At 61.4% G+C, this 23,603-nt stretch carries 16 protein-coding genes; 9 read left to right on the plus strand and 7 right to left on the minus strand.

The window, feature by feature from the left end; all coding sequences use genetic code 11:
- Window positions 1–129 precede the first annotated feature (129 nt).
- The 3 genes from AC5I5B_RS23175 to AC5I5B_RS23185 form a co-directional block, all read right to left on the minus strand.
- Window positions 130–1,152, minus strand: a complete 1,023-nt coding sequence (locus AC5I5B_RS23175) for an ABC transporter substrate-binding protein (protein WP_111817868.1) — start codon at window positions 1,150–1,152, stop codon at window positions 130–132.
- Window positions 1,149–2,210 (minus strand): LacI family DNA-binding transcriptional regulator, encoded by a 1,062-nt coding sequence (locus AC5I5B_RS23180; RefSeq protein ID WP_065695136.1) that lies wholly within the window; start codon window positions 2,208–2,210, stop codon window positions 1,149–1,151. Before AC5I5B_RS23180 ends, AC5I5B_RS23175 begins: the two co-directional genes overlap by 4 nt.
- Before the next feature lie 134 nt (window positions 2,211–2,344).
- A complete protein-coding gene (locus tag AC5I5B_RS23185) occupies window positions 2,345–3,265 on the minus strand; it encodes a LysR family transcriptional regulator (RefSeq protein ID WP_114836105.1) in 921 nt (306 codons plus the stop codon).
- Between the two features lie 96 nt (window positions 3,266–3,361).
- Between AC5I5B_RS23185 and AC5I5B_RS23190 the strand changes: the two genes are divergently transcribed.
- A complete protein-coding gene (locus AC5I5B_RS23190) occupies window positions 3,362–4,549 on the plus strand; it encodes an acyl-CoA dehydrogenase (protein ID WP_114836104.1) in 1,188 nt (395 codons plus the stop codon).
- Between the two features lie 83 nt (window positions 4,550–4,632).
- Here AC5I5B_RS23190 and AC5I5B_RS23195 read toward each other — a convergent pair whose 3' ends face one another.
- Window positions 4,633–6,699: a TonB-dependent receptor gene (locus AC5I5B_RS23195; protein ID WP_174054596.1), complete on the minus strand. Its 2,067-nt coding sequence runs from the start codon at window positions 6,697–6,699 to the stop codon at window positions 4,633–4,635.
- A 295-nt stretch (window positions 6,700–6,994) separates the two neighbouring features.
- Here AC5I5B_RS23195 and AC5I5B_RS23200 point away from each other — a divergent pair, with 295 nt between their 5' ends.
- A complete protein-coding gene (locus tag AC5I5B_RS23200) occupies window positions 6,995–7,780 on the plus strand; it encodes an IclR family transcriptional regulator (RefSeq protein WP_174054608.1) in 786 nt (261 codons plus the stop codon).
- A gap of 2 nt (window positions 7,781–7,782) precedes the next feature.
- On the opposite strand, the gene AC5I5B_RS23205 is transcribed toward AC5I5B_RS23200, so the two are convergent.
- Window positions 7,783–9,084: an NtaA/DmoA family FMN-dependent monooxygenase gene (locus AC5I5B_RS23205; protein WP_174054595.1), complete on the minus strand. Its 1,302-nt coding sequence runs from the start codon at window positions 9,082–9,084 to the stop codon at window positions 7,783–7,785.
- A gap of 214 nt (window positions 9,085–9,298) precedes the next feature.
- Between AC5I5B_RS23205 and AC5I5B_RS23210 the strand changes: the two genes are divergently transcribed.
- The 7 genes from AC5I5B_RS23210 (at window position 9,299) to AC5I5B_RS23240 (ending at window position 17,367) form a co-directional block, all read left to right on the plus strand.
- Window positions 9,299–10,099 (plus strand): ABC transporter ATP-binding protein, encoded by an 801-nt coding sequence (locus tag AC5I5B_RS23210; RefSeq protein ID WP_174054594.1) that lies wholly within the window; start codon window positions 9,299–9,301, stop codon window positions 10,097–10,099.
- The gene (locus AC5I5B_RS23215; RefSeq protein WP_174054593.1) at window positions 10,096–11,109 is read left to right on the plus strand and encodes a FecCD family ABC transporter permease; all 1,014 of its coding nucleotides are present in this window, start codon (window positions 10,096–10,098) and stop codon (window positions 11,107–11,109) included. The genes AC5I5B_RS23210 and AC5I5B_RS23215 overlap by 4 nt, the downstream gene beginning before the upstream one ends.
- Entirely contained in the window at window positions 11,106–12,170 is a 1,065-nt protein-coding gene (locus AC5I5B_RS23220; RefSeq protein WP_495752858.1) for a FecCD family ABC transporter permease, read from the plus strand. Before AC5I5B_RS23215 ends, AC5I5B_RS23220 begins: the two co-directional genes overlap by 4 nt.
- A 22-nt stretch (window positions 12,171–12,192) precedes the next feature.
- Window positions 12,193–13,146, plus strand: a complete 954-nt coding sequence (locus tag AC5I5B_RS23225; RefSeq protein ID WP_495752859.1) for an ABC transporter substrate-binding protein — start codon at window positions 12,193–12,195, stop codon at window positions 13,144–13,146.
- Between the two features lie 222 nt (window positions 13,147–13,368).
- Window positions 13,369–14,208 carry a siderophore-interacting protein gene (locus AC5I5B_RS23230; protein ID WP_174055174.1) on the plus strand — a complete coding sequence of 280 codons (840 nt, stop codon included), beginning with the start codon at window positions 13,369–13,371 and terminating at the stop codon, window positions 14,206–14,208.
- Window positions 14,201–14,479 (plus strand): phosphopantetheine-binding protein, encoded by a 279-nt coding sequence (locus tag AC5I5B_RS23235; protein WP_020809014.1) that lies wholly within the window; start codon window positions 14,201–14,203, stop codon window positions 14,477–14,479. Before AC5I5B_RS23230 ends, AC5I5B_RS23235 begins: the two co-directional genes overlap by 8 nt.
- 62 nt (window positions 14,480–14,541) lie before the next feature.
- Window positions 14,542–17,367 carry a condensation domain-containing protein gene (locus AC5I5B_RS23240; RefSeq protein ID WP_174055173.1) on the plus strand — a complete coding sequence of 942 codons (2,826 nt, stop codon included), beginning with the start codon at window positions 14,542–14,544 and terminating at the stop codon, window positions 17,365–17,367.
- Window positions 17,368–17,668: 301 nt separating this feature from the next.
- Here AC5I5B_RS23240 and AC5I5B_RS23245 read toward each other — a convergent pair whose 3' ends face one another.
- Together AC5I5B_RS23245 and AC5I5B_RS23250 are read right to left on the minus strand one after the other, a co-directional pair.
- Window positions 17,669–19,015 (minus strand): condensation domain-containing protein, encoded by a 1,347-nt coding sequence (locus AC5I5B_RS23245; RefSeq protein WP_111817856.1) that lies wholly within the window; start codon window positions 19,013–19,015, stop codon window positions 17,669–17,671.
- A gap of 60 nt (window positions 19,016–19,075) precedes the next feature.
- A complete protein-coding gene (locus AC5I5B_RS23250; RefSeq protein ID WP_174055172.1) occupies window positions 19,076–23,533 on the minus strand; it encodes an amino acid adenylation domain-containing protein in 4,458 nt (1,485 codons plus the stop codon).
- Between the last annotated feature and the right edge of the window lie 70 nt (window positions 23,534–23,603).

Below are 23,603 nucleotides of genomic sequence, written 5' to 3' on the forward strand. Positions count from 1 at the left end.
AAGCGGCCAGGGCCAGCTTGCGGAATTGAGAGGTGGAAAAGCGGTCAGGGGACGACCAAACCGCTTTTCCGGGAATGGAGCCGCCCTTTCGGACGTTTTAAATGCCCCATTCCAAACCTTGATAAGGACTTACTGACCGACCTTGGCGTTCCACTCCGACAGCCACTTGTCACGGTTGTCGAGCGTCACGGCGGAAGGAATGAGCTGCAGGCTTTTTGCGGTTTCGTCGCCATAGGTGATGTTGTTCGCCACCTCGTCGGACACCTTGACTTCCTTGTTGGTCGGGCTGTCCACGAGCTTTTCGGCCAGCGCCTTCTGAACGTCGGTCGAGAGCCAGAAATCCATGAACTGCAGCGCCAGATCTTCGTTCTTCGTGCCCTTCGGCACCACGAGCACGTTCATGCCGCCGGTCTGGCCTTCCTTGGGGGTTGCCCAGGCAAGCGGCAGATCGAGCTTGGTAAAGGGCGCCCAGGAGAAGCGGCCGATGGGGGCGGCCCAGATTTCTTCCTGCTGCATGAGCTGCACCAGCTGCGACGATTTCACGTAGAACGTGACGATATCGTCCTTCTTTTCGCCCACGGCTTCGATAGCGCCGGAGAGATCAGGCGTGTCCTTGCCGATGGCCTTGCCCAGCATGTAAAGCGCCGGCGGGCCCTGATTGGTGGTGACATTCGGGAAAGCGACGTGGTCAACGATACCGTCCTTCAAAAGATCGGCCCAGCTATCGATCTTCATCTTGTCTGTGCGGTAAACGATTGACGTGGCGTAGAAATTGACGCCGACGCTCATGCCGTCGCCATTCGGATCCTTGGCGATGTCATAGAGCTTGCCGATATTCGGCACCTTGGCGGCATCGATCTTCTGGATCAGGTCCTTGCGGGTGGCGGAAAGCGCATCCGCCATGGAAACAATGGCGAGATCGACCACCGGATTGGCCTTGTTGGCCTCCATCTTGGCCAGACGCTCGACGCTGTTGCCGGTCTCAACGACCAGCTTGCAGCCACACTGCTTTTCGAACGGCGCATAGACCAGTTCCTTGAATTCGTCCTGCGCGAAGGCGTAGACCGAGATCGTCAGCGTCTTGTCCTGCGCCTGCGCTCCGCCCATCGTCAGCATCAGGGCGGCGCCCGATGCAAGAATGATCTTTTTCATGGTGTGAGTTCTCCTGCTGTCGTTTTTTTGGCTTCAATCGCATCATGCTTTGCCTTGCCGGTGGAACCGCGCATGATCAGCGCCATCGGTACTTTCGAGATGTCCGCCGTCACATCGACAGCGACGCCGTTTTCACCCGCACCGTCGATTGCGCGCAGCAGCGCGCCGACGGCCAAATCGGCTATGCGGCCCATATCCATGCGCATGGTCGTCAAGGGCGGGGTGACCACGGCGGAAAAGATGAGATCGTCGAAACCGGTGACGCTCGCCTCTTCCGGCACCTCGATGCCCTCACGCTGCAATTCGGTGAGCGCGCGCAGCGCATGCAGATCGGATACGGCGGCAAAGGCGGTGAAACCTTCGGAAACCCTGTCGGCAAGACCAAGCCGGCAACCCGCGCCGTCCGCCTGTTCAATAGCGTCCACCCAGAGCGTCTGCGTCACGCATGCCTTGCCAAGACCATCGCGAATACCGCCAAGACGGTCGTTCTGCACATTGGAATCCCGGTTTTTGCCCACCAGCACCACCTTGCGATGGCCAAGCCCCGCCAGATATTCGCCAACCTGCCGGCCGCCATCCCAATGGTCGGCGGCAACAGTGTTTCCGGGTGTAGAGGGGCTGTCGATGACCGCAACAGGGCAATCGACATCGGCAATGCGCGTGCCGCGGCGGGGAACGACCACCATGCCATCCACACCGCGCTCGATCAGCCGGTTGATGGCATCCGTCTGCATGGCGATCTCGCCGCGCGCATCGGCAATCAGCACACCGTAACCGGCAGAGACCGCCGCCTTTTCGATGGCCTGCGCGATCTGTGGGAAAAGCGGATTGGCGATGTCAGGCAGAACCAGCCCCAGAACGCCTGATCTGCCGGTGCGCAGCGCCCTGCCCGCCGAACTCGGCACGTAGCCCAGTTCGCTTGCCGTCTTGCGGATACGCTCCACCAGCTCAGGCGAAACGCGACCCTTGCCCGACAGCGCATTGGACACGGTTGCAACCGACACGCCGAGTGCCGCTGCTATCGCGCTCAGATTGGTGGCAGGCCGTGAAGACGCCATGATGGTCCGGAAGGGCTGATTAAACGTTTAATCACGATAGTCCAGCTAAGCTCTCCTGTCGAGTCCGCAAGACGGCAAAACACGGCGAAAACCTGGGCATAAAGTCTAAATGCCCGAAAAAAGTGCGATTATTTTTATGAGACTGTCATGCTCGCCGCACGATAGGCCTCCACCTGCCGCACCAGCCAGTCACGAAACAGCACGACCGGAACGTGATTGGCGCGCGAAAGCGGCGCTACCGCATAATAAGAGCTTGGACTTTTGGCCTGATGATCGAAGGCTTTCACCAGTTGCCGAGACTTCAACTCGTTATCGATCAGGAAAAGCGGCATTAACGCCACGCCGAGGCCGGCGATACAGGCCTGCGCCACGCTGGAAAACTGCTCGAAGCGCATGCCTTGCGGCAAGGCAAGCGACAGGCCGAGGCTTTCGAACCAGTGGCCCCACGCGCCCGGCCGCGAGGCCATGTGCAGCAACGGCAGGGCGGCGATGTCCTCTCCCTTTTCCACGGGATGAGCACTGAGAAATTGCGGACTGCACACCGGGGCGACCATCTCATGCATCAGAAACGTGCTCTCTGCCCCAGGCCAATCGGCCTGGCCGATATGGATCGCCATATCCAGCTGCTCGCGCTCGAAGTCGAACTGGCCGATGCGGGTGGCGAAATTGATGGTGATTTCCGGGTGGTTCGCCACGAAATCCGGGATACGCGGCAGAAGCCAACGGGTGCCGAAGGTGGGCAGCATGGCGAGGTTCAGCGTATTGCCATGCGTTTTGGTCATGATCTGCAGCGACGCGGACCGTATCTCACCGAGGGCGGAGGCAATCGATTTCGCATAAGCGCGCCCCTCGGTCGTCAACGCCACGCCGCGCGCACCGCGTTCAAACAGGCGCACGCCAAGCTGTTCTTCCAGTGACATAACCTGCCGGCTGATCGCCCCTTGCGTCAGGGCGAGCTCCTCCGCGGCAGCGGAAAAGCTGCCGAGCCGGGCAACGGAATCAAAGGCGGCAAGCGCACTGGTGGACGGCAGGAGTTTGCGGCTGAGAGACGTCATGAGCCATTACTATATGTAATGCAAAAATGAGTAAACATGGCTTGTGCGGGCGGGCTTCGATACGAATAATCCGGCCAGCAAATCCGGAGGCATAAAGTGAGCGAACACGCAGCATTCATTTGGCAGGACCCTTTCCTGCTCGAAGACCAACTGACAGACGACGAGCGGATGATCCGCGACGCCGCCGCCGCCTTCGGCAAGTCGGAACTTTTGCCGCGTGTATCCGAGGCCTATCTCTCCGAAACCACCGAACCGGAACTCTTCCGCCTGATGGGCCGGACCGGCCTTCTCGGCATCACGCTTCCGGAAGAATATGGTGCGGCCAATGCCAGCTACGTCGCCTATGGTCTCGTCGCCCGCGAGGTCGAGCGGATCGACAGCGGTTACCGCTCGATGATGAGCGTGCAATCCTCGCTCGTGATCCACCCGATCTTCGCCTATGGCTCGGACGAGCAGAAGAAGAAATATCTGCCCGGCCTCGTCTCCGGCGAATTGATCGGCTGTTTCGGCCTGACCGAGCCGGATGCCGGCTCCGATCCCGGCGGCATGAAGACCCGTGCTGAAAAGATCGCCGGCGGTTATCGTCTGCGCGGTTCGAAGATGTGGATTTCCAACGCGCCGATCGCCGATGTCTTCGTCGTCTGGGCGAAATCGGAAGCCCATGACAACCAGATCCGCGGTTTCGTGCTGGAAAAGGGCATGAAGGGCCTCTCAGCCCCGAAAATCGGCGGCAAGCTTTCGCTGCGCGCCTCCATTACGGGCGAAATCGTCATGGATGGCGTGGAAGTCGGCGAAGACGCGCTGTTGCCCAATGTTTCCGGCCTGAAAGGCCCATTCGGCTGCCTCAACCGCGCCCGCTACGGCATTTCCTGGGGTGTGATGGGCGCTGCCGAAGATTGCTGGTTCCGCGCCCTGCAATATGGTCTCGACCGCAAGCAGTTCGGCAAGCCGCTCGCCGGCATGCAGCTTTACCAGAAGAAGCTCGCCGACATGCAGACCGAAATCGCGCTTGGCCTTCAGGCATCGCTGCGCGTCGGCCGGCTGATGGACGAGCACAGGATGGCGCCGGAAATGATCTCCATCATCAAGCGCAACAATTGCGGCAAGGCGCTGGATATCGCCCGCCAGGCCCGCGACATGCATGGCGGCAACGGCATCCAGATCGAATATCACGTCATGCGCCACGCGCAGAACCTCGAGACGGTCAATACCTATGAGGGCACGCATGATGTTCACGCGCTGATCCTCGGCCGGGCGCAGACGGGCATTCAGGCGTTTTTCTGAGGCTTTCCCCGCATCGTTTCCATTAAAAAAGGCCTTCGAAGATCGCTTCGAAGGCCTTTTGTTTTTCGAGCTCGCTCGTAGGCTCAGAACGTGCCGCGCACGCCGATGCCGAACATGCGCGGTTCGGTCATGCTGGCCTCGATGCCGCCGATGCCGCGGTTTTCCTTCATCAGCGTCGGGGCGCGCTCATCGAAGACGTTCTTGACGTAGGCGTAGAATTCAAGCTCGTCCTGGAACTTGTAGCTCGCCCGCACATCCGCGATCGTATAGGGATCGATCGCATAAACGGCCTTGTTATCCGTGTCGGAATAATAACCGTCGAGATGGCGCACCTGGCCTGAAACGGTGAACTTGTCCGTCACATCCCAGCTTGCGCCGATGGTGAAGCTGTAACCCGGCGACTTGGCGAATTCCTTGCCGACATAGGCGGCGTTGCTGGAAATCTCGTCGATTTTCGTCTTCAGCAGACCGGCGCTGGCCTTCAGCGTCAGATTGTCGAGAACCCGGTAATCAGCCCCGATTTCCAGACCGTAAGCATGAGCCTCTTCGGCATTGACGGTGTAGGATTCGCTGATACCCGTGGAGACGACGACCGGCACGTTAAACTGGGCGTTCTTCATGTCCATGTAGAACAGGTTGCCGTTCACCGTCAGCGTATCGTCCAGCAGGCTGGCGCGGGTGAAGAGCTCGTAGTTCCAGATTGTTTCCTTGTCGAAGCTCCGCCATTTGCTGGTGGTCAGGTCGAATGCGACGCCGCCGGGATTATAACCACGGCTGACGAGGCCGCCGACCGTCCAGTCGTCATTGATGGCATAGGCCAGCGACGCCTTGGGCAGGATTTCCGAGAAGGTTTCGTCGTAATTGACCGAGCTTCTGCTGGTGGCGCTCAGCGTCCGGTAACCGGCGCGCTGGATCTGGTCCTGCTGGTAGCGCAGGCCGCCCGTCAGGGTCCACTGGTCGGTCAGGCGATAGCTCAACTCGCTGAAGAGGCCGAGATTATCTTTGGTGTCGTTGAAGCGCGATGTTCCGCGCAGATAAAGCACCTCGTCGGCTTTCGTATGCGCGTAATAAATGCCCGCGACACCGCTCAGCACATCCTCTTGATCGCCAAAGGTGACGCGCGTTTCGTGCGAGGTGTTCTTGAGATCGACATCCGCATCGCCGTTATTTGCAATACCAACCCGGCGTTTGGCGGTGGAGGCGGAAAACTGCGTCTGGTTGAACAGTTTCACGCCGTTCTCGAAATCGTAATTGATATCGAGAATGCCGGTATTGGTGTACTGCCTGAAATTCGGCATCGTGGTGGTGATGTGGTTGAGATCCTCGAAGGGACGCGACGCCGCCTCCTGGCTTGGCCGGTTCGAAGCGTTATAGGAATAGGTCAGCTTCGTCGAAAGGCCGGGGATTTCCGACGGCTCCCACAGCAGCTTGAAGCGGCCGTTGAATTCCTTGAAATCCTGATCGGTGCCGTCATGGGCAAATGCGGAATTGATATAGTCGATGAAGGTATCGCGGCCGGAATAATCGATCGCCATGCGCGCCGCCAGCTCGTCCTCGATCAACGGTCCGGAAAAGGCAAATGACGCCCGCTTCTGGTGATAATTGCCGATTTCGGCCTGATAGGAAGCCTCAGGCGTAAAGGTCGGGTCCTTGGTGTTGACGAGGATCGCGCCGGCGATGGCGTTGGCGCCCTGCGAGGTGGTCTGCGGGCCGCGGAAGACCTCGATGCTGTCGACATCCCAGATGGAACTCGCGCCATAGATGAACTCGTTATAACCGAGATAATGGCCGTCGACATTGATCGTGGCGCGCGGCACCGTGCCGGTGAAGAAGGCGATGGAGCCGGTATTCGGTCCCTGTGTATCCTGTCCGCGGATGATGGGAGCGCTGACATTATCGGTATAAACGATGTTCGGGATATCCTTGATCGCTTCCGACACGGTCGGGTCGCCGGTCTTTTCCTTCCTGATTTCCTCGGCGGTTTTGACCGAAACGGACGAAGCCGTGTTCTTCATGTCGCGCGCCACTTTTTCACCGGTCACGACGATCGGTTTCAACACGGTCGTGACCGCCGCCTCAGCCTGCTGATCCTGACCGAGAACCGGCGTCACAAACATCGTCGCCAGCGTCAGAGCGCTGACCCCGCTCATCAAACGACCGCTAGAGCTAAACCCCATCACACACCCCTAAAAAACATGAGTATTAAAGTCATATTCAAGTAACGGAAGCGTTATCCGTTTCGCAATAGAGAATGCGTTCTGTATTGCGGACAAAAAGGCTTCCGTAACGGGATGTGCCATATTTACAACAAAGTTTAATCAGCGCCTCGTCGGCAATCACGGCGTTGCGAACGAAAGCGGCTGAAAAGTCCGCAGAAATCGATTCCGATTTTCACCCGGATGAGTTAGGCATTTCTCGATACACGGGGGAACAAGCTTGAACGCCATGGATGACGAAGCGGACGAAGCGGACGAAGCGCCCGAAAACGAGGGCGAAAAGCGCTCGGCGCTTATTCAATCCGTATCGATCGCGGCGCGTTTTCTCAACCTTCTCGCCAGATCGGATACGGCGCTTGCGCTTGGCGAACTGGCCAAACGCGCCGGCACCGGCCGTTCCACCGCCCATCGTTATATGCAGAGCCTGGTGCGGGAGGGACTGGTGACGCAGGATCCCGGAAGCGGCAGTTACGATCTTGGACCGGCGGCGCTGGGGATCGGCATCAGTGCGCTCCGGCGAATCAATCCGGTCGAAACAGCCGGCCGCCAGATGAAAGCGCTCGCCGCGCAAATCGGCGCCAGTTGCGGCGTGGCGATCTGGACTGAACGCGGCCCGACCGTGGTGCGATGGGCGAGAAGCGCCAGCTTTTCCATCAGCACTGTGGCGCTCGGCGATGTTCTGCCGCTGGACAACAGCGCCTGCGGGCTGGTCTTCCAGTCTTACCTGCCGCCGGAGAGGATAGCCGCGGTGCGCAAGCTGCAACCGGCCGCCTTTCGTGGCTCCTGCCCCGATGCCAGAGTTCTGGAAACCATTCGCGAGGCGGGTGGCGCGGAACTCAATGAACATCTGTTTTCCGCCCTGACGGGCAAGGCGGCTCCGGTTTTCGATGCCCAGGGCGAGCTCTGTTGCGTCGTCACCACCGTATCCTTTGTAGCCAACGCCGAGGCCGAACAGCATTTTTCCAGACTGATCGAGGCGGCCAGACAGGCGACGGCCGAATCTGGCGGCGCATAGGCCTATTCGGCCAGATGTTCCGCGAAGGTGCGGCCGGAATAGGCCGTGCGGAACAGCCCGGCATCGGCGAGTTTCGGCAACAGCCGTTCCAGCACCAGCCGCATCGACGCCACCGAACCGCCGGGCACTGCGACAAAACCGTCGATGGCCCCGGCCACCGCCCATTCGCGGATGGTCTCGACGGCATCCTCGACAGTGCCGATGATCTGCCAATGGCCGGAACCCATCACCTCCGGACGCCGCAGCAAATCCGCGACGCTCAGCGTCTCCCGCTCGATCAGCCGGCGCAGGAGGTTGGCGTGGGTACGGCTTCTCGGTGTCTCCGGCGGTGGCGGCAGATCGGACATGGTGACAACCCGCTGCAATGGCCAGTCCGAAAGATCGAGGCCGGTCATATCGCGAATGGAGGCAAAGGCGCGGGTGCGGTTGGCGCGCGCATGGGTCTCCGCGAAGAGTTCCAGCGCCTCCTTGCCGGTGTCCGCGAGATAAAGGCTAAGGCCCGGCATCAGCTTCACGCCGTCGGCGTTGCGGCCGTGGCCCTCGGCACGCCGCCGCAAATCCGCCCTGAGCTCTATGGCCGCCTGCATATCCGGTGTGGAGGCAAAGACGGCGTCCGCCACCGACGAGGCGAAATCACGGCCTTCGGGCGAAGCGCCCGCCTGCACCAGCGGAATACGGCTGGCATGGGCCGGCAGGTTGAGCGGGCCTTTGACACTGAAATGCCTGCCCTCATGCGCGACCGGATGCACCAGCGAGGAATCGGCGAACCGCCCGCTTTCCCCGTCGAGTTTAAGAGCTTCGTTTGGAAAACTCGCCCAGAGCTGCTGTACGACCTGCGTGAATTCGGCGGCGCGCTCATAGCGCTCCTGCGGTGAAGGCATCTCTCTCAGGCCGAAATTTTCGTGCCCCTCCAGCGCCGTAACGATGTTCCACCCCGCCCTGCCGTTGCTCAGCCAGTTCAGCGACTGTATCTGGCGGGCGACCACATAGGGCGGCAGAAACGTGGTCGATACGGTGGATAACAGGCCGACATGGCTGGTTTCCCGGGCGATGGCGGAAAGAAGCATGGTTGGGTCCATGCTGGCAAATCCGCCGCCGGTTTCCAGCCCCTCGGTGCGCAGGAAAAGCGTATCCGGCCGGAACACGAAATCCACATGCGCGGCCTCCGCACGCTGCGCCAGATCGACGAAATAATCGCTGGAAAACACCCCGTTTATACCGCTGTCGGCACGCCGCCACGCCTCGCCGCTGAGCCAGGTTGGGGCCAGCGACATGCCGACATGAAGCTTGGTCGCGACTGACATGATGCACCTCGACTGAAATAACCGGTAAGAAATTCACGCCCTGAATCGGCAAATTTCGATTTGTGGAGAGTTTTACTATAGTTTAGTGTCGCTTCAAGACCACACCATCGCCCTTGCCGGAAAGAAACACGTTTTCTGCTAGTTCGATGTTTAAATTCAAATAGTTATAACGGCCGTGCGGCGTCTCGACGCATGGCCGCATGAATAACAGGAGTTGTATCCGGTGCTTGACGCCACGGACCTTCATGCCAGTTATGGCCATGTTCCCGTCTTGAGAGGACTGTCCGCCCGCTTCCAAGCCGGCCGCGTTACCGCGCTGGTCGGCCCCAATGGCTGCGGCAAGTCGACGCTGTTGAAGACCATCATGGGTTTCCTGCCTTTGTCATCAGGCAGGATAAGCCTGGGCGAGCGTTTGATCGGCGAGATCGGACGCCGGGACCTCGCCCGCCGCATCGCCTATCTGCCGCAGGAATGCCATTGCCCTGACTATATGACGCTTGGCGAGCTGATCGAGCTTGCCGGTTACGCCCGTTACGGTCTTGCAGGCGGCCCGACCGAACGCGACCGGGCGCTTTTTGCCGAGGCGCTGAAGACCGTCGGGCTGGAAGACAAGGCGAAAGCACAGGTCAACACGCTGTCCGGCGGCCAGCGCCAGCGCGCCTTCATCGCCATGGTGCTGGCGCAGGATACGGACGTCATCCTGATGGACGAGCCGGTCAACCATCTCGATATGAAATATCAATATGCCGTTCTCGGCCTCGTGCGCGAACTGACCGACAGGCACGGTAAGACGGTTATCGTCGTGCTGCACGATCTCAACCTCGCCTCCACTTTCGCCGATGATGTCATCATGCTGAAGGCCGGGCGGGTTCTGGCGTCCGGCCCGGTGACGAGTACGGTCACATCAGCCAATGTCGCCGAGGTCTTCGATCTCGAAGCCGATATCTTCTCCCGTCAGGGACGGCTCATCTGCGTGCCTCGCCTCGACCGGCAGGAACAGGCCATTCCGGCATGACCTCTAAAATAACGCTGATTTTCGCCGCCGCGCTGCTGCTGGCCGCCATCCTCATCTTCGATCTGGTGGTGATGGCTGCCGAAATGCCGCTTGCCGAAATCGCGGCGACGCTCTGGCGTGGCGAGGCCGACACCTATCAGCAGTCGGTGCTTCTCTATCAGCAAATCCCACGCTCGCTGATTGCCATCTATGTCGGCGCCACCACGGCCGTCAGCGGCTGCGTGCTGCAGGGGCTTGTCCGCAATCCCCTCGCCTCGCCCGCAACGCTGGGGCTGAATACCGGGGCGACGCTTTTTGTGATCGCCGGCGCACTGGTGTTCGATTTCTCTCCCGAGGTGCAGGGGCTTGCGGCGCTTGCGGGCGCCGGTTTCGGCTTTGCCGCCTGCTTTTTTGTCGCGCGCCTCGCCGGACGATCAAACGATCCGCGCGGCCTGTCGCTCATTCTTGCCGGTGCGCTGGTTTCGATGCTGCTGATCGGCGTGACCAATGCCCTGCTTCTCTCCAACCCCACGCGCCGCGCCGAATTCCTGAGCTGGGTGGGCGGCAATATCAACCATGTCTATGCTGAGCGCCTGTTCGATTTCTGGTGGATCGGCGCGATTGCGCTGGTGATATTGTGGGCGGTCGCCCGGCCGCTGACGCTTGTTCTGCTGGGCGCGGAAAAGGCCGCTTCCGCCGGTGTGAATGTCACTCGCATTTCCCGGATCGCGCTTTTTGCCACCATGCTGGCCTCGGGTTCGGCCGTGGCGATCTGCGGCCCGATCGGTTTCGTCGGCCTCATCGTGCCGCATATGATCCGGCCGCTGGTGGGTGTGAATTTCACGCTCGCCTTGCCGGCTTCCGCCCTTGTCGGGGCAGGCCTCTGCGTGCTGGCCGATCTTGGTGCGCAAACCCTGTTTGCACCCTATGTGGTCAATACCGGGCTTTTCATGGACCTGCTCGGCGGCCTCGTCTTCATCGTCATCGTCAAGCGCTTCTATCTTTCGCCTTCGGCAAGGGGGCTTTCATGAAACGGCATTTCGCCACCGACGGCAAAGCTGTGCTGCGGCTGCCGAGCGGCCTGCAGATCGGCATCGGCAATCTGAAAGCCGGCCTTGCCTTGATTGCGCTGGCGCTGGCGCTGGCTGCCATTTCCGCCAGCCTCGGCAATACCGAAACCGGCCTTATCGAGCTGCTGCGCGGCCTTGCCGGCGGGCATCTCAGCGACGATCAGGCCTATGCGCTGTGGACGGTGCGGCTGCCGCGCATCCTCCTCGGTTTCATGGCCGGCTGGAGTGTGGCGCTGGCAGGCGCGATGCTGCAATCCGTCGCCCGCAATCCACTGGCAGATCCCGGCCTGTTCGGTCTGAGCCAGGGGTCGATGACCACCATCATGCTGCTTCTGGTGCTGGTGCCGGCCGCACCCAAGACGCTGGTGGCGCTTGCGGCTGTCGGTGGTGGCCTTGCCGTCGCCTTCCTCCTGATCGCGCTTGTCGGACGCGAACGCTCGAGCGGCCTTGCCATATTGCTGATGGGGATCGCAATCGAATCGGCGCTTTCCTCCGTCTCATCAGTGCTTCTGCTCTACACGCCCGCCGAAACCTCGCTCTCGCTGGCCGACTGGATGGCCGGTTCGCTGTTTCAGGCAAGCTGGCCAACCATCTTCGTTTTCGCACCCCTCTTCGGCGCAAGCCTTTTGGGTATTTTTCTCATCGGCCGGGCGCTTGCGGTTTTCGATCTGGGCAATGAGATGGCCATGGCGCTGGGTGAAACGGTCAAGCGCTCGCGCCCGCTCGTCATTGTTTTTGCGGTCATCCTCAGCGCCGCTTCCGTTACCGCTGTTGGCCCCCTGACCTTTCTCGGCGTCATCGCCCCACATCTCGCCACCTTCGTTTCGCCAGCCGTCGGCCGCGCCAGGCTTTTCCTCTCGGGTCTCACCGGCGGCATATTGGTGGTAACCGCCGATACGCTGTCGCGCGGGCTGGTGGCCGATACGCCGATGCCGATCGGCCTTGCGCTGACTCTGATCGGCGTGCCGCTTTTCATCCTCACGCTGCGCCTGCAGGCGCTTCGCAGAAACAACAGCCACTGAAAAAATCAATAAAGGGAATGCCATGCGAATTGCCATCCTCATCGCCGCCCTTCTGGCCGCCGGAACCAGCCTCGCCGCTGAGCGAAACGTGACCGATGCCGCCGGCCGCACCGTCTCCGTTCCGGAAAAGCCACAGCGCATCGTCGTCATGCACGAGCCGCTCTTGGGAGTGCCGCTGATGGATCTCGACGCCAATGTGGTTGGCGCCTATGGCCGCAACAGCGACGGCAAATTCGCAACCGCCGTCGATTTCATCGATACGGTTCTCGGCGAGGGCCGCACAAAACCCAAGGGGTTTGGCGCTGTCGGCCAGATCGATCTCGAGAAGCTGCGGGCGCTGCAACCGGACCTGATCGTTGCCACCGAAATGGATAGCGGCAAGGCCGCGCAGCTTTCCACCGTCGCACCCGTCTATCTGCAAAAGGCAAGCGCCGGCAAAGCCTATGGCTTCAGCGTGGAGGAGGACCTTGCCGGTCTGGTCGGGCGAAGCGACGTCTACGCCGAGCGCCGTAAGACCTATGACACCAGGCTTGCCATGGTCAAAAAGGCACTGGGCGAAGAGGCGAAAGGCAAGACCTATCTGGCGATCCTGCTGACCGACCAGATCAATGCGGTGGGCGACATGTCCGGCGCGGTGCAGGCGCTGGAGGATCTGGGGTATGCCCGGCTGAAAATCGACAGCGCCGCCTCTTCGGGCGGAATGGGCTCGACCCTGGTGATGCCGCTCAGCGCCGATGCCTTCGGCAAGCTCAATCCCGATCTGCTTGTCGTGATGAACAGCTATACCAGCCCCGTCCGCGGCGAGGCGGGAACGCGCGCTGCACTTGAAAAGATCATTCCCGGCTGGGAGCGTTTCGTAAAACCGGCGCGCGAGAAAAGGATCGTCTTCCTCGATTCCACCAGGGTCACGACGCCTTCCATTCCGAGCGCCTTGCACACGTTGGACGAGGTCGAAAGCTGGGCCGGTCGCCGCTGATCAGTCGGCGGCAATGCAGTTTGAATCTGCAGCGATATAAACTTGAGTTTTTGGAGAAAGTTATATTGCGGCAGCGGAAACCGCCTGTTATGGTTCGCGCATCTTGACGCAACGACGCCGGATCGCGTGCCAGAAAAATCCCGACGCGCGATTGTCCGGCCCGCCGATCCGGGACTGCGACACCGCCGACCCCATCGGCAATATCCCAGGAAAGACAACAGCATGAGCATGCCAGAAACGATAGGTTCCGCAACACCGGACCGCACTCCCAAACGCCATCGCCACGCCGTCGCGCTGCGCGCGCTCAATGTCGCGCGCGTCGAAAAGCTCAGCCGGTCCATGGTGCGCATCGTCCTGACCGGGCCGGAACTTGATGGCTTTGCGAGCCTCGGTTTTGACGATCACGTCAAGATGTTCTTCCCCCAGCCCGGCGAAACCGAACCGAGCCTGCCGGTGATCGGCCCGAACGGCATTGAATTCCCGGAAGGCGCGCCGCGCCCGCTGGCGCGCGACTACACGCCGCGCAGCTTCGATGCCGAAAAAGGCGAACTCGCCATCGATTTCGCCACCCATCACGACGGCCCCGCCAGCAACTGGGCGAAAGCCGCAAAGGTGGGTGACAAGGCGTGGATCGCCGGTCCGCGCGGCTCCTTCACCGTTCCCTTCACCTATGACTGGCATCTGCTGATTGCCGACGATACCGGCCTTCCCGCGCTGGCGCGGCGACTGGAGGAAATGCCCGAGGGCGCCCGTGTCGTGGCGCTGATCGAGGTCGAGACGGATGCGGATCGGCTGGAACTTACGACGAAGGCGGACGCCTCGATTGTCTGGGTAACGCAAAAGATGGAAAACGGAACCGATTACGATGCATTGGCGGGCGCGCTGCGCAAGCTGGAGCTGCCGAAGGGCGACTTCTTCAGCTGGGTCGCCTGCGAATCGAAGACCGCAAAGGAGGTTCGCGCCCTTCTGGTCGAGGAGTTCGGCGCCAACCCCAAATGGACTCGCGCTTCCGGCTACTGGCGTCGCGGCGCCAGCGGCGTTCACGATCATTTCGATGAATGAACCGGTAATCGCGGCGGGTGCCATGCTGGAAGCGAAAACGATGATGACGGAACTCAAGGCCCTTCTCGCCAGGGTTCTGGATGATGAGGTGCGCGATATCGAACCGGGGGACAACCTGTTCGGCCGCGGGCTTCACTCGCTTGCCCTCATGCGCCTGATGCCGCCGCTTTCACAGCTTGCCGGGACGCGGCTCGATTATGACGATCTGGCCCGGCAGCCCACGCTTGCCGCCTGGCAGGCGCTCATCGAACGGTCGCGCGCGGGACATTGATCCCGCGAGAAAGATCAGCCGCTTTCCCAAGGCGGCCGCCGAATATTTCCAAGGAGAGGACCATGGCAGCAGACAATACACGTGTGCTCGCACGTCGCATCGAAGAAACCTTCGACAAGGGAAACGCAGCCCCGCCGAGCCAATACGAAGAACGGGTCTGGTTCGAGCAGTTTCAGGATCCTGATCAGGTCTTCCGGCAGCTTCTCGCCTATCGCATCGGTGAAGAATGCGATCTGCTGCGCCTGACCTCGGCGCTGAAGACGGTCTGCGAGGTCTGGCCCGAGCTTCGTGCGCGCTTTGCCTTCGGCGAGGACGGCACTCTTGCCAAGAGCATCGAAGCCCCGTCCGCATCCATCGTGCAATTGCTGCATGTTCCCTCGGCAGACGAGGCCCTCACCTTGCTGCACGCCCTCCAGGCAAGACCCTTCGATGCCGAAACCGACCCGCCGTTTCAGGCCGTCGTGCTTTTGAGCGAAGGAGAAATCCTGCTGGCATTTCTGGTCCACGGCTTGCTCCGCGAAGTCCTCTCGCCACAGATCCTGCTGGAAGGTATCACGGCGGCCTATGCCGGTAAGACGCCAAAGCCGCTTTCGCCGCGCGCGGTCGAAAACGGCAGCGTCGACCCACTTCCGCTCAGCTGGCTGCAACGGCCGGCCTCCGGCTCGACCGTCGTGGCGCTGCGGCAAAACGGGATCGACAGGCCGGCGAGCCACAGCCACGGTGTCGATCTTCCCACAACCCTGCTCGGCCTCAACAGTTCCACGGCGGGGAATGCGCTTCTGGCCCGCGCCGGCTCGCGTTTCGCCCTTTTTCTCGCAAAAAACGGTGGTCCAGAGACCGTAACCCTGCGCCTGCAGCCCGGCGTTGCCATGCCGATTTCAGCTGAAGCCGCAGCACGGGTAGCGATCTCCGGCGGCCAATCGCCCGAACAGGCTGAAAAGGCCGTGCTGGCGGGGCTGGAACAGCGAAACGACAATGAAGGTGGAACGGCCACCTTCACGCTGCAGGCGCTTGCGACACCCGTTCAGGCCATATCGGAGCATGGCCTCCAGTTTGAGCACCTGCCCCTGCCCTCCCTGCAATCCGGTCTCGGCCTGACCCTTGCTGCCGGTCCGACCTCAACTGGCGATATCCGCCTAGAACTGACGGGTGGCAAGGAGACATCGCCACATGCGACGGCCTTCCTGCTGGAGCGCTTCGTCAGCCATCTTGAAGGCGGCGCGGATTTTTCCGGCATCGTCCCTCAAGACGCCTCGACAGCATCGGAACAGGCAGCCCTTTCGCCCGCCGCTTCCGGTCAGAACGACGACACCGCTGCGACAATCCTTACCGAATTCCGTGAAGCGCTTGCTTCACCGGACATGGGACCGGATGATGATTTCTTCGATTTTGGCGGCCATTCGCTGATCGCCACCCGCATCATCGGGCGTCTTCTCGCCAATCACGGCATCGAGCTGCGCTTCAACGACCTGTTCAGCTACCCGACCGCCGCCTCGCTCGCAAAACAGGCGACCCGGCTTGAAACCGCCGCACCTGCGCAGGCCGAGGCGACGGCGACCGGCTCGCTGACTGCGCCACTTTCGCTGGCGCAGATGTCGCTCTGGAAAGCCTATGCCGCCTTCGGTTTCGGCGAAATCTTCAACATTCCCTTCGCGCTCGATTTCCTCGATCCCGTGGATGAGAATGCCTTCGAATGCGCCTTCCTCGACATTATCGAGCGCCATCCCGGCCTGCGAACCCATTTCTACGTCGAAAATGATACGGTTCTGCAGAAGATCGTGCCGATGCATGATCTGCCCGGGTACAAATGGTTCTGGACCAGCGAGGAAAGCCAAGGTGTGGACCGGCACGCGGAGGCCGGCTGGCGGTTCGATCTTGCGCGTGAACTGCCGATGCGCCTGCGCTTCCTGCGGGATGCACAGACCGGCCGTCAGGTGCTTTCCTTCCTCTTCCATCATATCGTGCTGGACGAATGGTCGGTGAACCTGATGATGGACGAGCTGACCGAGGCCTACCGGGCAAGGGCCGCGGGCAAGGCCCCGGTCTTTGCGACCAGACCGGCACCCTTCCATGAATTTGCAAGAAAACAGGTGGCGTCAGGTGTGAATGCCGGCCACCTTGCCTACTGGACCGACATGCTGCGGGATGCGCCGAAAGGCCTTACCCTCAACGGACAGGGCCACGCGACGGAGACGTCGCAGGATGAAGCCCCGGCAGGCGGCTGGATCGAGTTCAAGCTGGAAAAACATGTCAGCGACGGGCTTTACGCCATTGCCAGGCAGAACAGCGCCTCGCTGTTCAACGTGGTCTATGCCGCAATTGCCGCATCGCTGCGCCATCTCGGCGGGTTGAGCGATCTCGTGGTCGGCACCTCGGCTTCGGGCCGCACGGACAGCGGTTATTTCGATACGATCGGTTATTTCACCACTGTCGTTGCCCATCGCGTGCGTTTCGGCGAGACCATGACCATCGGCGAACTGATTTCTTCGGTGAAGAACACCATCAACGGTTCGCTGGAACACAGCGAAATCCCGATCGATCTCGTCGAGGAAGCGCTGGGCATGACGCCGGGCCGTGATCATCTGTTCGAGGTCTTCATCCAGATCCACGCCAAGAACAAGCTGAACGGCACCCTCGCCGGGCCGGATGGCAAGCCGGTGGAGTTCCGCCAGATCGACCCTGACAAGCACGAATCCATGCTGGGACTGCAATTCGAGGTGATGGAAGAGACGATAGGCGGCGAGCGCTCCATTCGCGTGCTGATGAGCTACCGTTCGGACCGTTACGGCCCTGACGATGTCGAGCGGCTGCGCAACACCACCAGCGGCGTCTTCAGCCGTTTTGCCGAAGCAGGCGCTTCGAGCCGCGTGCTGACGACACTCGCCTGAACCGGACTTGGGCAAGGAAAATCCGGCTTCGCCTGGCGGAGCCGGGTTATTTTTACCTATGAGTGCTGCTGAGAATGTATTGGCGCGCGCCCTGCATCCACACGCCGTTACCCCGGGCGTGGTCCGGGGTCCAGTGCGATCAAGTCCTGATCGCGAAAGAGTCCTTTCACGGCGCAGACGCGCCGTGGCTGGATGCCGGATCTAGTCCGGCATGACGGAACACGGATTTTTCGTCATTATCGATAACGCATGTCCAGCCTCACACCCCGAAGCCGGCCTGGCATCCGCCCACAGTCCCCCCTCAGACCGCCAGACGGAATGCCGTGGACGCCTGCGCCGCCGCAAGCGTCAGCGCCTCCTCGCGCAGCATGGCGTCGAGGAACAATGGCAGTTCCTCGCAGTAGCGGGCGAAATCCTCCGTTTGCGTCAGCGCCGAATCCGCATCGATATGCAGGTTCAGTTCGCTACCGTCATCTTCGCCACGGAAGGTCAGGTTGAAACCGTCGCCGGGACCATTGGCAAGAATGTGCCTGATAACGGCGAGCCCGGCAAAGACCGGTGCGCTGAAGGGAAGGACATTGATGAGCGGCGAGAAGAAGAAGCGCCGGCCCTTCGGGATTTCCCGATCGGCGGCGATCTGCTCGATGCGGTAGCGGCCATGCAGACGCTGCTTGCGCAGATTGGTGGCGTTGCGCCTCAGAAATGCACCGAGGCTCTCGCCCGACTCGATGGTGAGATGGAAGGGGAGGATATTGACAAGCATCGCCGGCATATGCGCGCCGACGCTGCCCCAGCGGCCCATGAAAGGCAGCCACAAGGTCAGCACATTGCGATCCGGACGCGGCAGGACACGGTGGAGATAAAGGCCTGAGAGCAGCACCAGAAGGTCGGGCCAGCCGATCTCCATTGCACCCGCCACCTGCTGCAACCGTGTGCTGAACCCCTGCGGCAAGGCCGCATCGGCATGCAGGCCGCCGCCGCCATAGTCCTCGCAATCCTTGTCCAGCACCGGCAGATCGGCGGGTGCGGCGAGATAGGCCGCCCAGAAATCACGGTCCTTCTCGAAACGCCGGCTTTGCTTATAGGCATCCTCTTCGGCAAGGAAATCACCGAAGGGGTGGAAATCCGGGCCCGCTTCGCCCTTGCCGCAATAGTGCCCGTAAAGCTGTCCGCAGCGCTGCTCGACCAGCGTCAGGCCATAACCATCCACGACGATATGATGGGCGCGGATGTACCAGAGATAGCGGTCATCCGCGATGCGATAGAGCAGCTGCGCAGAGAGCCTGTCGGTTCTGAGATCGAGCCTTGCTTCCACATCCGCGTTCATGCGCCGCAGCGCCTCTTCCAGGGGAGCGGGACTGGTGCGCAGGTCGATTAGTTCCACCACCGGGGCATGGCTTGGATCGCAGCATTGCTGCGGTGTCTCGCCATCCTCCCCGATACGAAAACGGATCGACAGGACTTCGGACTCGCGCACGGTGCGTGTAATTGCCTGAAGGAGCGCGCTTTCGTTCACCGCGCCGGAAAGATCGATGTAGTGGGCGACGGTGGAAACCGGCTCGTCGGGATGGAAGGAAAACTCCTCCCAGAAATCGAGTTGCGGCTGCGTCAGTGGAAGCCAGTCGCTGGCAGGATCGATATGCGCCATCTGTTTTTCCTTGAACAATTTCCGTTATCGGGCGCGAAATCCCGCCCGAAATGATTGGGTTCACGCCGCCCGGGCGGCCAAAAGCGAGGTCACCTGTCTGGCATTGCGGCACCGCAGAAGCTGCTGCGGCGTCAGTTCCACACCGAAGGCAGTGCGGATTTCAGCCGAAACGATCTTCAGATGCGAAGGCAAAAGACCGAGCGCCAGCAGGTCGCTGTTCGCATCCACATTCGCCGGTTTTTTACCCAGCACGCCGAGATAGATATCCAGCACCCGGCGGTCGCCCTGATCGGCGACGGGAGCCACCGGGGCGGAGATTTTTGCCGGTTCCACACCACCCGTCGCGCCGGTCAGCAATTCGCGGGCGCGACGGCGATCCGGCTTGCCATTAGCCGAAAGCGGCAGATCGTCGACCTTGAGAAACCGGCCGGGCACATGCGATTCCGGCAGATGGCTCCGGGCAAAATTGCGCAGATCGGCGGTGGAGAGTTCGAAGCCGGGCGCAACGACGTAAAGCACGCCGATGGCCGCCTCGCCCTTTTGCTCGACACCGTAATCCACCACCAGAACCCGCTGGATGGAAGGATGGCGGATAAGCTCGTTTTCCACATCCGGCAGCGAAACGCGCACGCCGCGCACCTTGACGTAACCATTGACGCGGCTCGCAAACATGATCTTGCCATCCGGCCGGTAGCGGCCACGGTCTCCGGTGCGGAAGGCGCGCACGGGCTTTCCCTCGGGATCGTTGACCGTCACGAAATCCGTCTGGGTAATCGCACCATCTTCGAGATAGCCGATCGCTACACTCACGCCCGCCGTGTGGATGCGGCCAACGACACCGCCCGGGCAATGGTCGCCCTGATCGTTGAGGACGAAATATCGATTGGCGGGCAGCGGGTGACCATAGGGCACGGCCGCGACATCTTCCGCAACGATCTCGTGCCAGATGCTCCAGATCGTGGTTTCCGTCGGCCCGCCGAGCGATATCAGCCGCAGATCGGGCTTCAGCCTGCGAAGCTCTTCGATAATCACGGGCTTGATGTAATCGCCGCCCTGCGCCACGAGCCGGAGCGAAGAGAGCTGGGCACCACGGCGGCAGGAGAGAAGCATTTCGAAGATGGCCGGCACCGAGCACCAGAGCGTGACGCCATGTTCAGCCACCAACTCATTCCAGCGCACCGCATCCTTTTCCTCGCCGGGTTCCGGCAGCACCAGCGTCGCCCCGGCGACAAGCGCGCCGAAAACATCGAAGACGGACATGTCGTGATGCAGCGGGGTGACTGACATGAACACGTCACCCTCCGTCACCGCCCATTCCGCAAGCGTGCTGCCGATGACATTGGCCGTGGCGCGGTTGGAAAGCACGACGCATTTCGGTTTGCCTGTCGTGCCCGACGTGTAGAGATAATAGGCAGGCTCCTCGCTTCCGGAGAGTGCTGCTACGTCAGCCATGGTAACTGGCGCACCAGCTGGTGCGGGCATGGACAGAAGCTCCGCCGGATCGACAGCGTCGAAACCCTGCGGAGCGCTGCGGGCGACGATGACGGCCGGGCGGCAATTGGTCAGCAGGTAGCGCAGGCGATCTTCCGGCGAGCCGGCATCGACCGGCACCCAGACCGCTCCCATAAATGCTGCGGCGAGCGTGATAGCCGTATGTTCGGGACTGCGCGGCAGGCATACGGCCACGACATCGCCCCGGCCGATGCCGCGCGCCTTGAGGCCCGCCATCGCCCCTGCCACCATCTGACCGAGTTCGCCATAAGCGATGCACCGTTTGCCGCTGACAAGTGCCGTGCGTGCTGGGTCCCCCTTGAAAAGGTGGCCGGCAATCCGCTCCAGAAATGGCGGGCAGACGAAGCTGCGCTCGTCACCATTCAGCCTGTAATGGGACAGGTCGACAATATCGCGTCTATTGAAGGAGAAAGCGCCGCTATCCGCGATCCCGGCAATCGCACGCTCGATGGCTGCGAGAATATCCGCCACCATCGCCGCATCGATCGCCTGCTCCGCATAGTCTATATCGAGGACAAGATCACCCTGCGGATTTTGCGAAAAGCGGAAATCCATCGCCACCTGCGGCGTCTGCGTAAGCCCACCCGCCCATCGCATCTCCGATTCGGGTGAGAGCGTCGGCCAGGTAAGGCCGTTGGTAATCACGACGGGCAAAGCAAGCCCGCCCGGATTGGCATTGAGAAGCACGCGATTGAGATCGATGCCCGAAAAAGCCAGATGGTTCAGCCCATCAAGCACATCCGTCTGCAGGACTGCCGCCCGCTCCGCAAAGCTGCCCTTGGCCGCATCCCATTGGACGGCGATGAAGCTAGAGCGGTTGGCAAAGGCTCCTCCCACCTGCGGCGCAACGGGAATGCCGACGACAAGAGCGCCTTCATTGAGCCAGAGTGAGAGCACATCGAGGATCACTGCCGTCAGCGCCGAATTCTTGAACAGCCGCTCTTTCGCGCCGATCCGCGAAAAGGCGATGAAGCGCTGCTTTTCGACGAGCAGGCTCTGGCGGCTGTAACGCGATGCGGGAATGGTTTCGAGCGGTGCTTTCCACGGCAGTTGCGAGGGCACCTCGGCATCTTTCAGCTTGTCCGCCCAATAGGCAGCATCCCCGGCGCGGGCCGCCGAGATATCCTCCTTCGGCGTTCCGGTCGTAGCGGCGGTTTCTGGCGACAGGACGCCATCGAAGAGTTCCGCCGCAAGGCTGGCAATGGCCCGCCCATCAAGGATAAGCGCGTCGAAACGCAGGAAGACGACAACTTTATGCCCCGCCGTCCCGGTATCCGGCATATGGAAGATCGTGACCTGCCATGGCGAGGCTGCGAGATCGAAATGTGCATGGGAAAAATCCCGTCGCGCTGCCTCGATCATTGCCTCGGCTTCCGGAACAGACAGGGCCGAAAGATCGACACGATCGAGATTGATCTTCGGCTCGTCGGAGACGATCTGCACCAGACGCCGCTCATCGATGCGGGTACGCAGGCTTTCATGTCTCCCGACCATTGCGGCAAGGCGTGACTGCAACAGTTCCGGGTCGATATTGCCGCGATATTCGCGGAACTCCTGCATCGCCACACCGCTGAGCGGCAGATGGGTGCCGCGCCCGAGCAGATAGGCCTGTTGCAGGGGTGAGAGTGGACGTTCCATGGGTTTTCCTTTTGCCTCGGCTGCCGCTTCCGGCTGCCGTGCGACCAATCGCTCCGAGCTTGCAGAAGTAAGATCGGGGCTTTCCGCGAGCCGGCGGAGAAGAGCGACGTAGGTTTCGAACAAAGCGCGCAGCCAGCTCTCCGGCAGCGCATCGAGCCGCACGTCCCAGTTGATCAGCAGGCCGCCATCCACAGCCGCCACCTGCGCATCCAGCGCGACGCCCGGCCCCTGCGAGACGGTGTGGACCATCGGGCCGAACAACCGCCCGACGCGTTCCGAAAACAGCTCTCCGCCCGGAAGATCGACTCCGGCGGTAAAGACTACCGGCGAGGTCTGCAAATCACCGCGCTGGCGGGAAAGATCGCGCATGACGCTGACGCCCGGATAGGACTGGTGCGCGAGAAGGCCGTTCATTTCATCGAACAGCCGGCCGAGCAGCGCCTCGACGCTTTCTTCAGGCCTGATTTCCACGCCGAGCACGAGCACGTTGGAAAATTCGCCGACGATCTCATCGACCCCTTCCACCAACGGCGCGCGCCAGAAACCCGGCACGGAAAGCCGGAATTTCTCCGCCCCCGCCGCCTGCGACAGAGCCACCGCGAAAACGCCGAGCAGAAGGGTCGATGGCGTCACGGAGCAGCGCCGCGCCGTCCGCTCCAGACTGCCGCGCTCAGCCGCTGAAAGCAGCGTGGCGAGCCGGTCCGTGTGAACGGCGCGCGAGGGGTCATCGGGCAGAAACGGCAGCGGCGGAGCGTCCGGAACATCGGCAAGCCGTTGCCGCCACCATAAACGGTCCCTTTCGCGCCGGCCCCTCAAGTCAGGATCGGACGCAAGCCGTTCCGCCCAGTCGAAAAACGACGGGGGGACTGATTCGAACGTCTGTGTTTTGTCTACGCCTGCCGCCGTCTCGTAGAAGCGGGCAAGGTCTTCCATCACGATCCGCACGCTGGCCGGATCGATGGCCAGCATATCGGTGTCCACATGCAGACGGCAACGCCCTTCCGGCAACAGGCTGAGCGAAATCGCCGCCGGTGCGGCAGCACGAAGATCAGCCCCGCGATGGCTCCACTTCTCGCGTTTCGTCTCAAGACGGCGCGCAAGCGCCTCCGAATCAAGCGCGGTCATGTCCTCCACATCAAGGCGGAGCGGCCGGCCGACAGGATCGACGGACTGACGCCCTTCCGCGTCGATACGGAGGCTCAGCATGGGATGACGCCGGCAGAGACTTTCGACGGCAACGGCCAGTTTTTCCGCATCCACCGCCTGCCCCTCGAATTCGAGGTAAAGATGGGGCGTAACTTTCCCGAGTATTCCATCCGCCTCGCGGCCGACCCAATAGGCCACCTGCATCGGGGTTAAATTTAGCATGTGAGTTTGAACCGGTTGACAAAACATGATTAGCATACTCAAGTATAAGCCATCGTCAACCACTCGCACA

This window comes from Agrobacterium sp. (assembly GCF_059499945.1).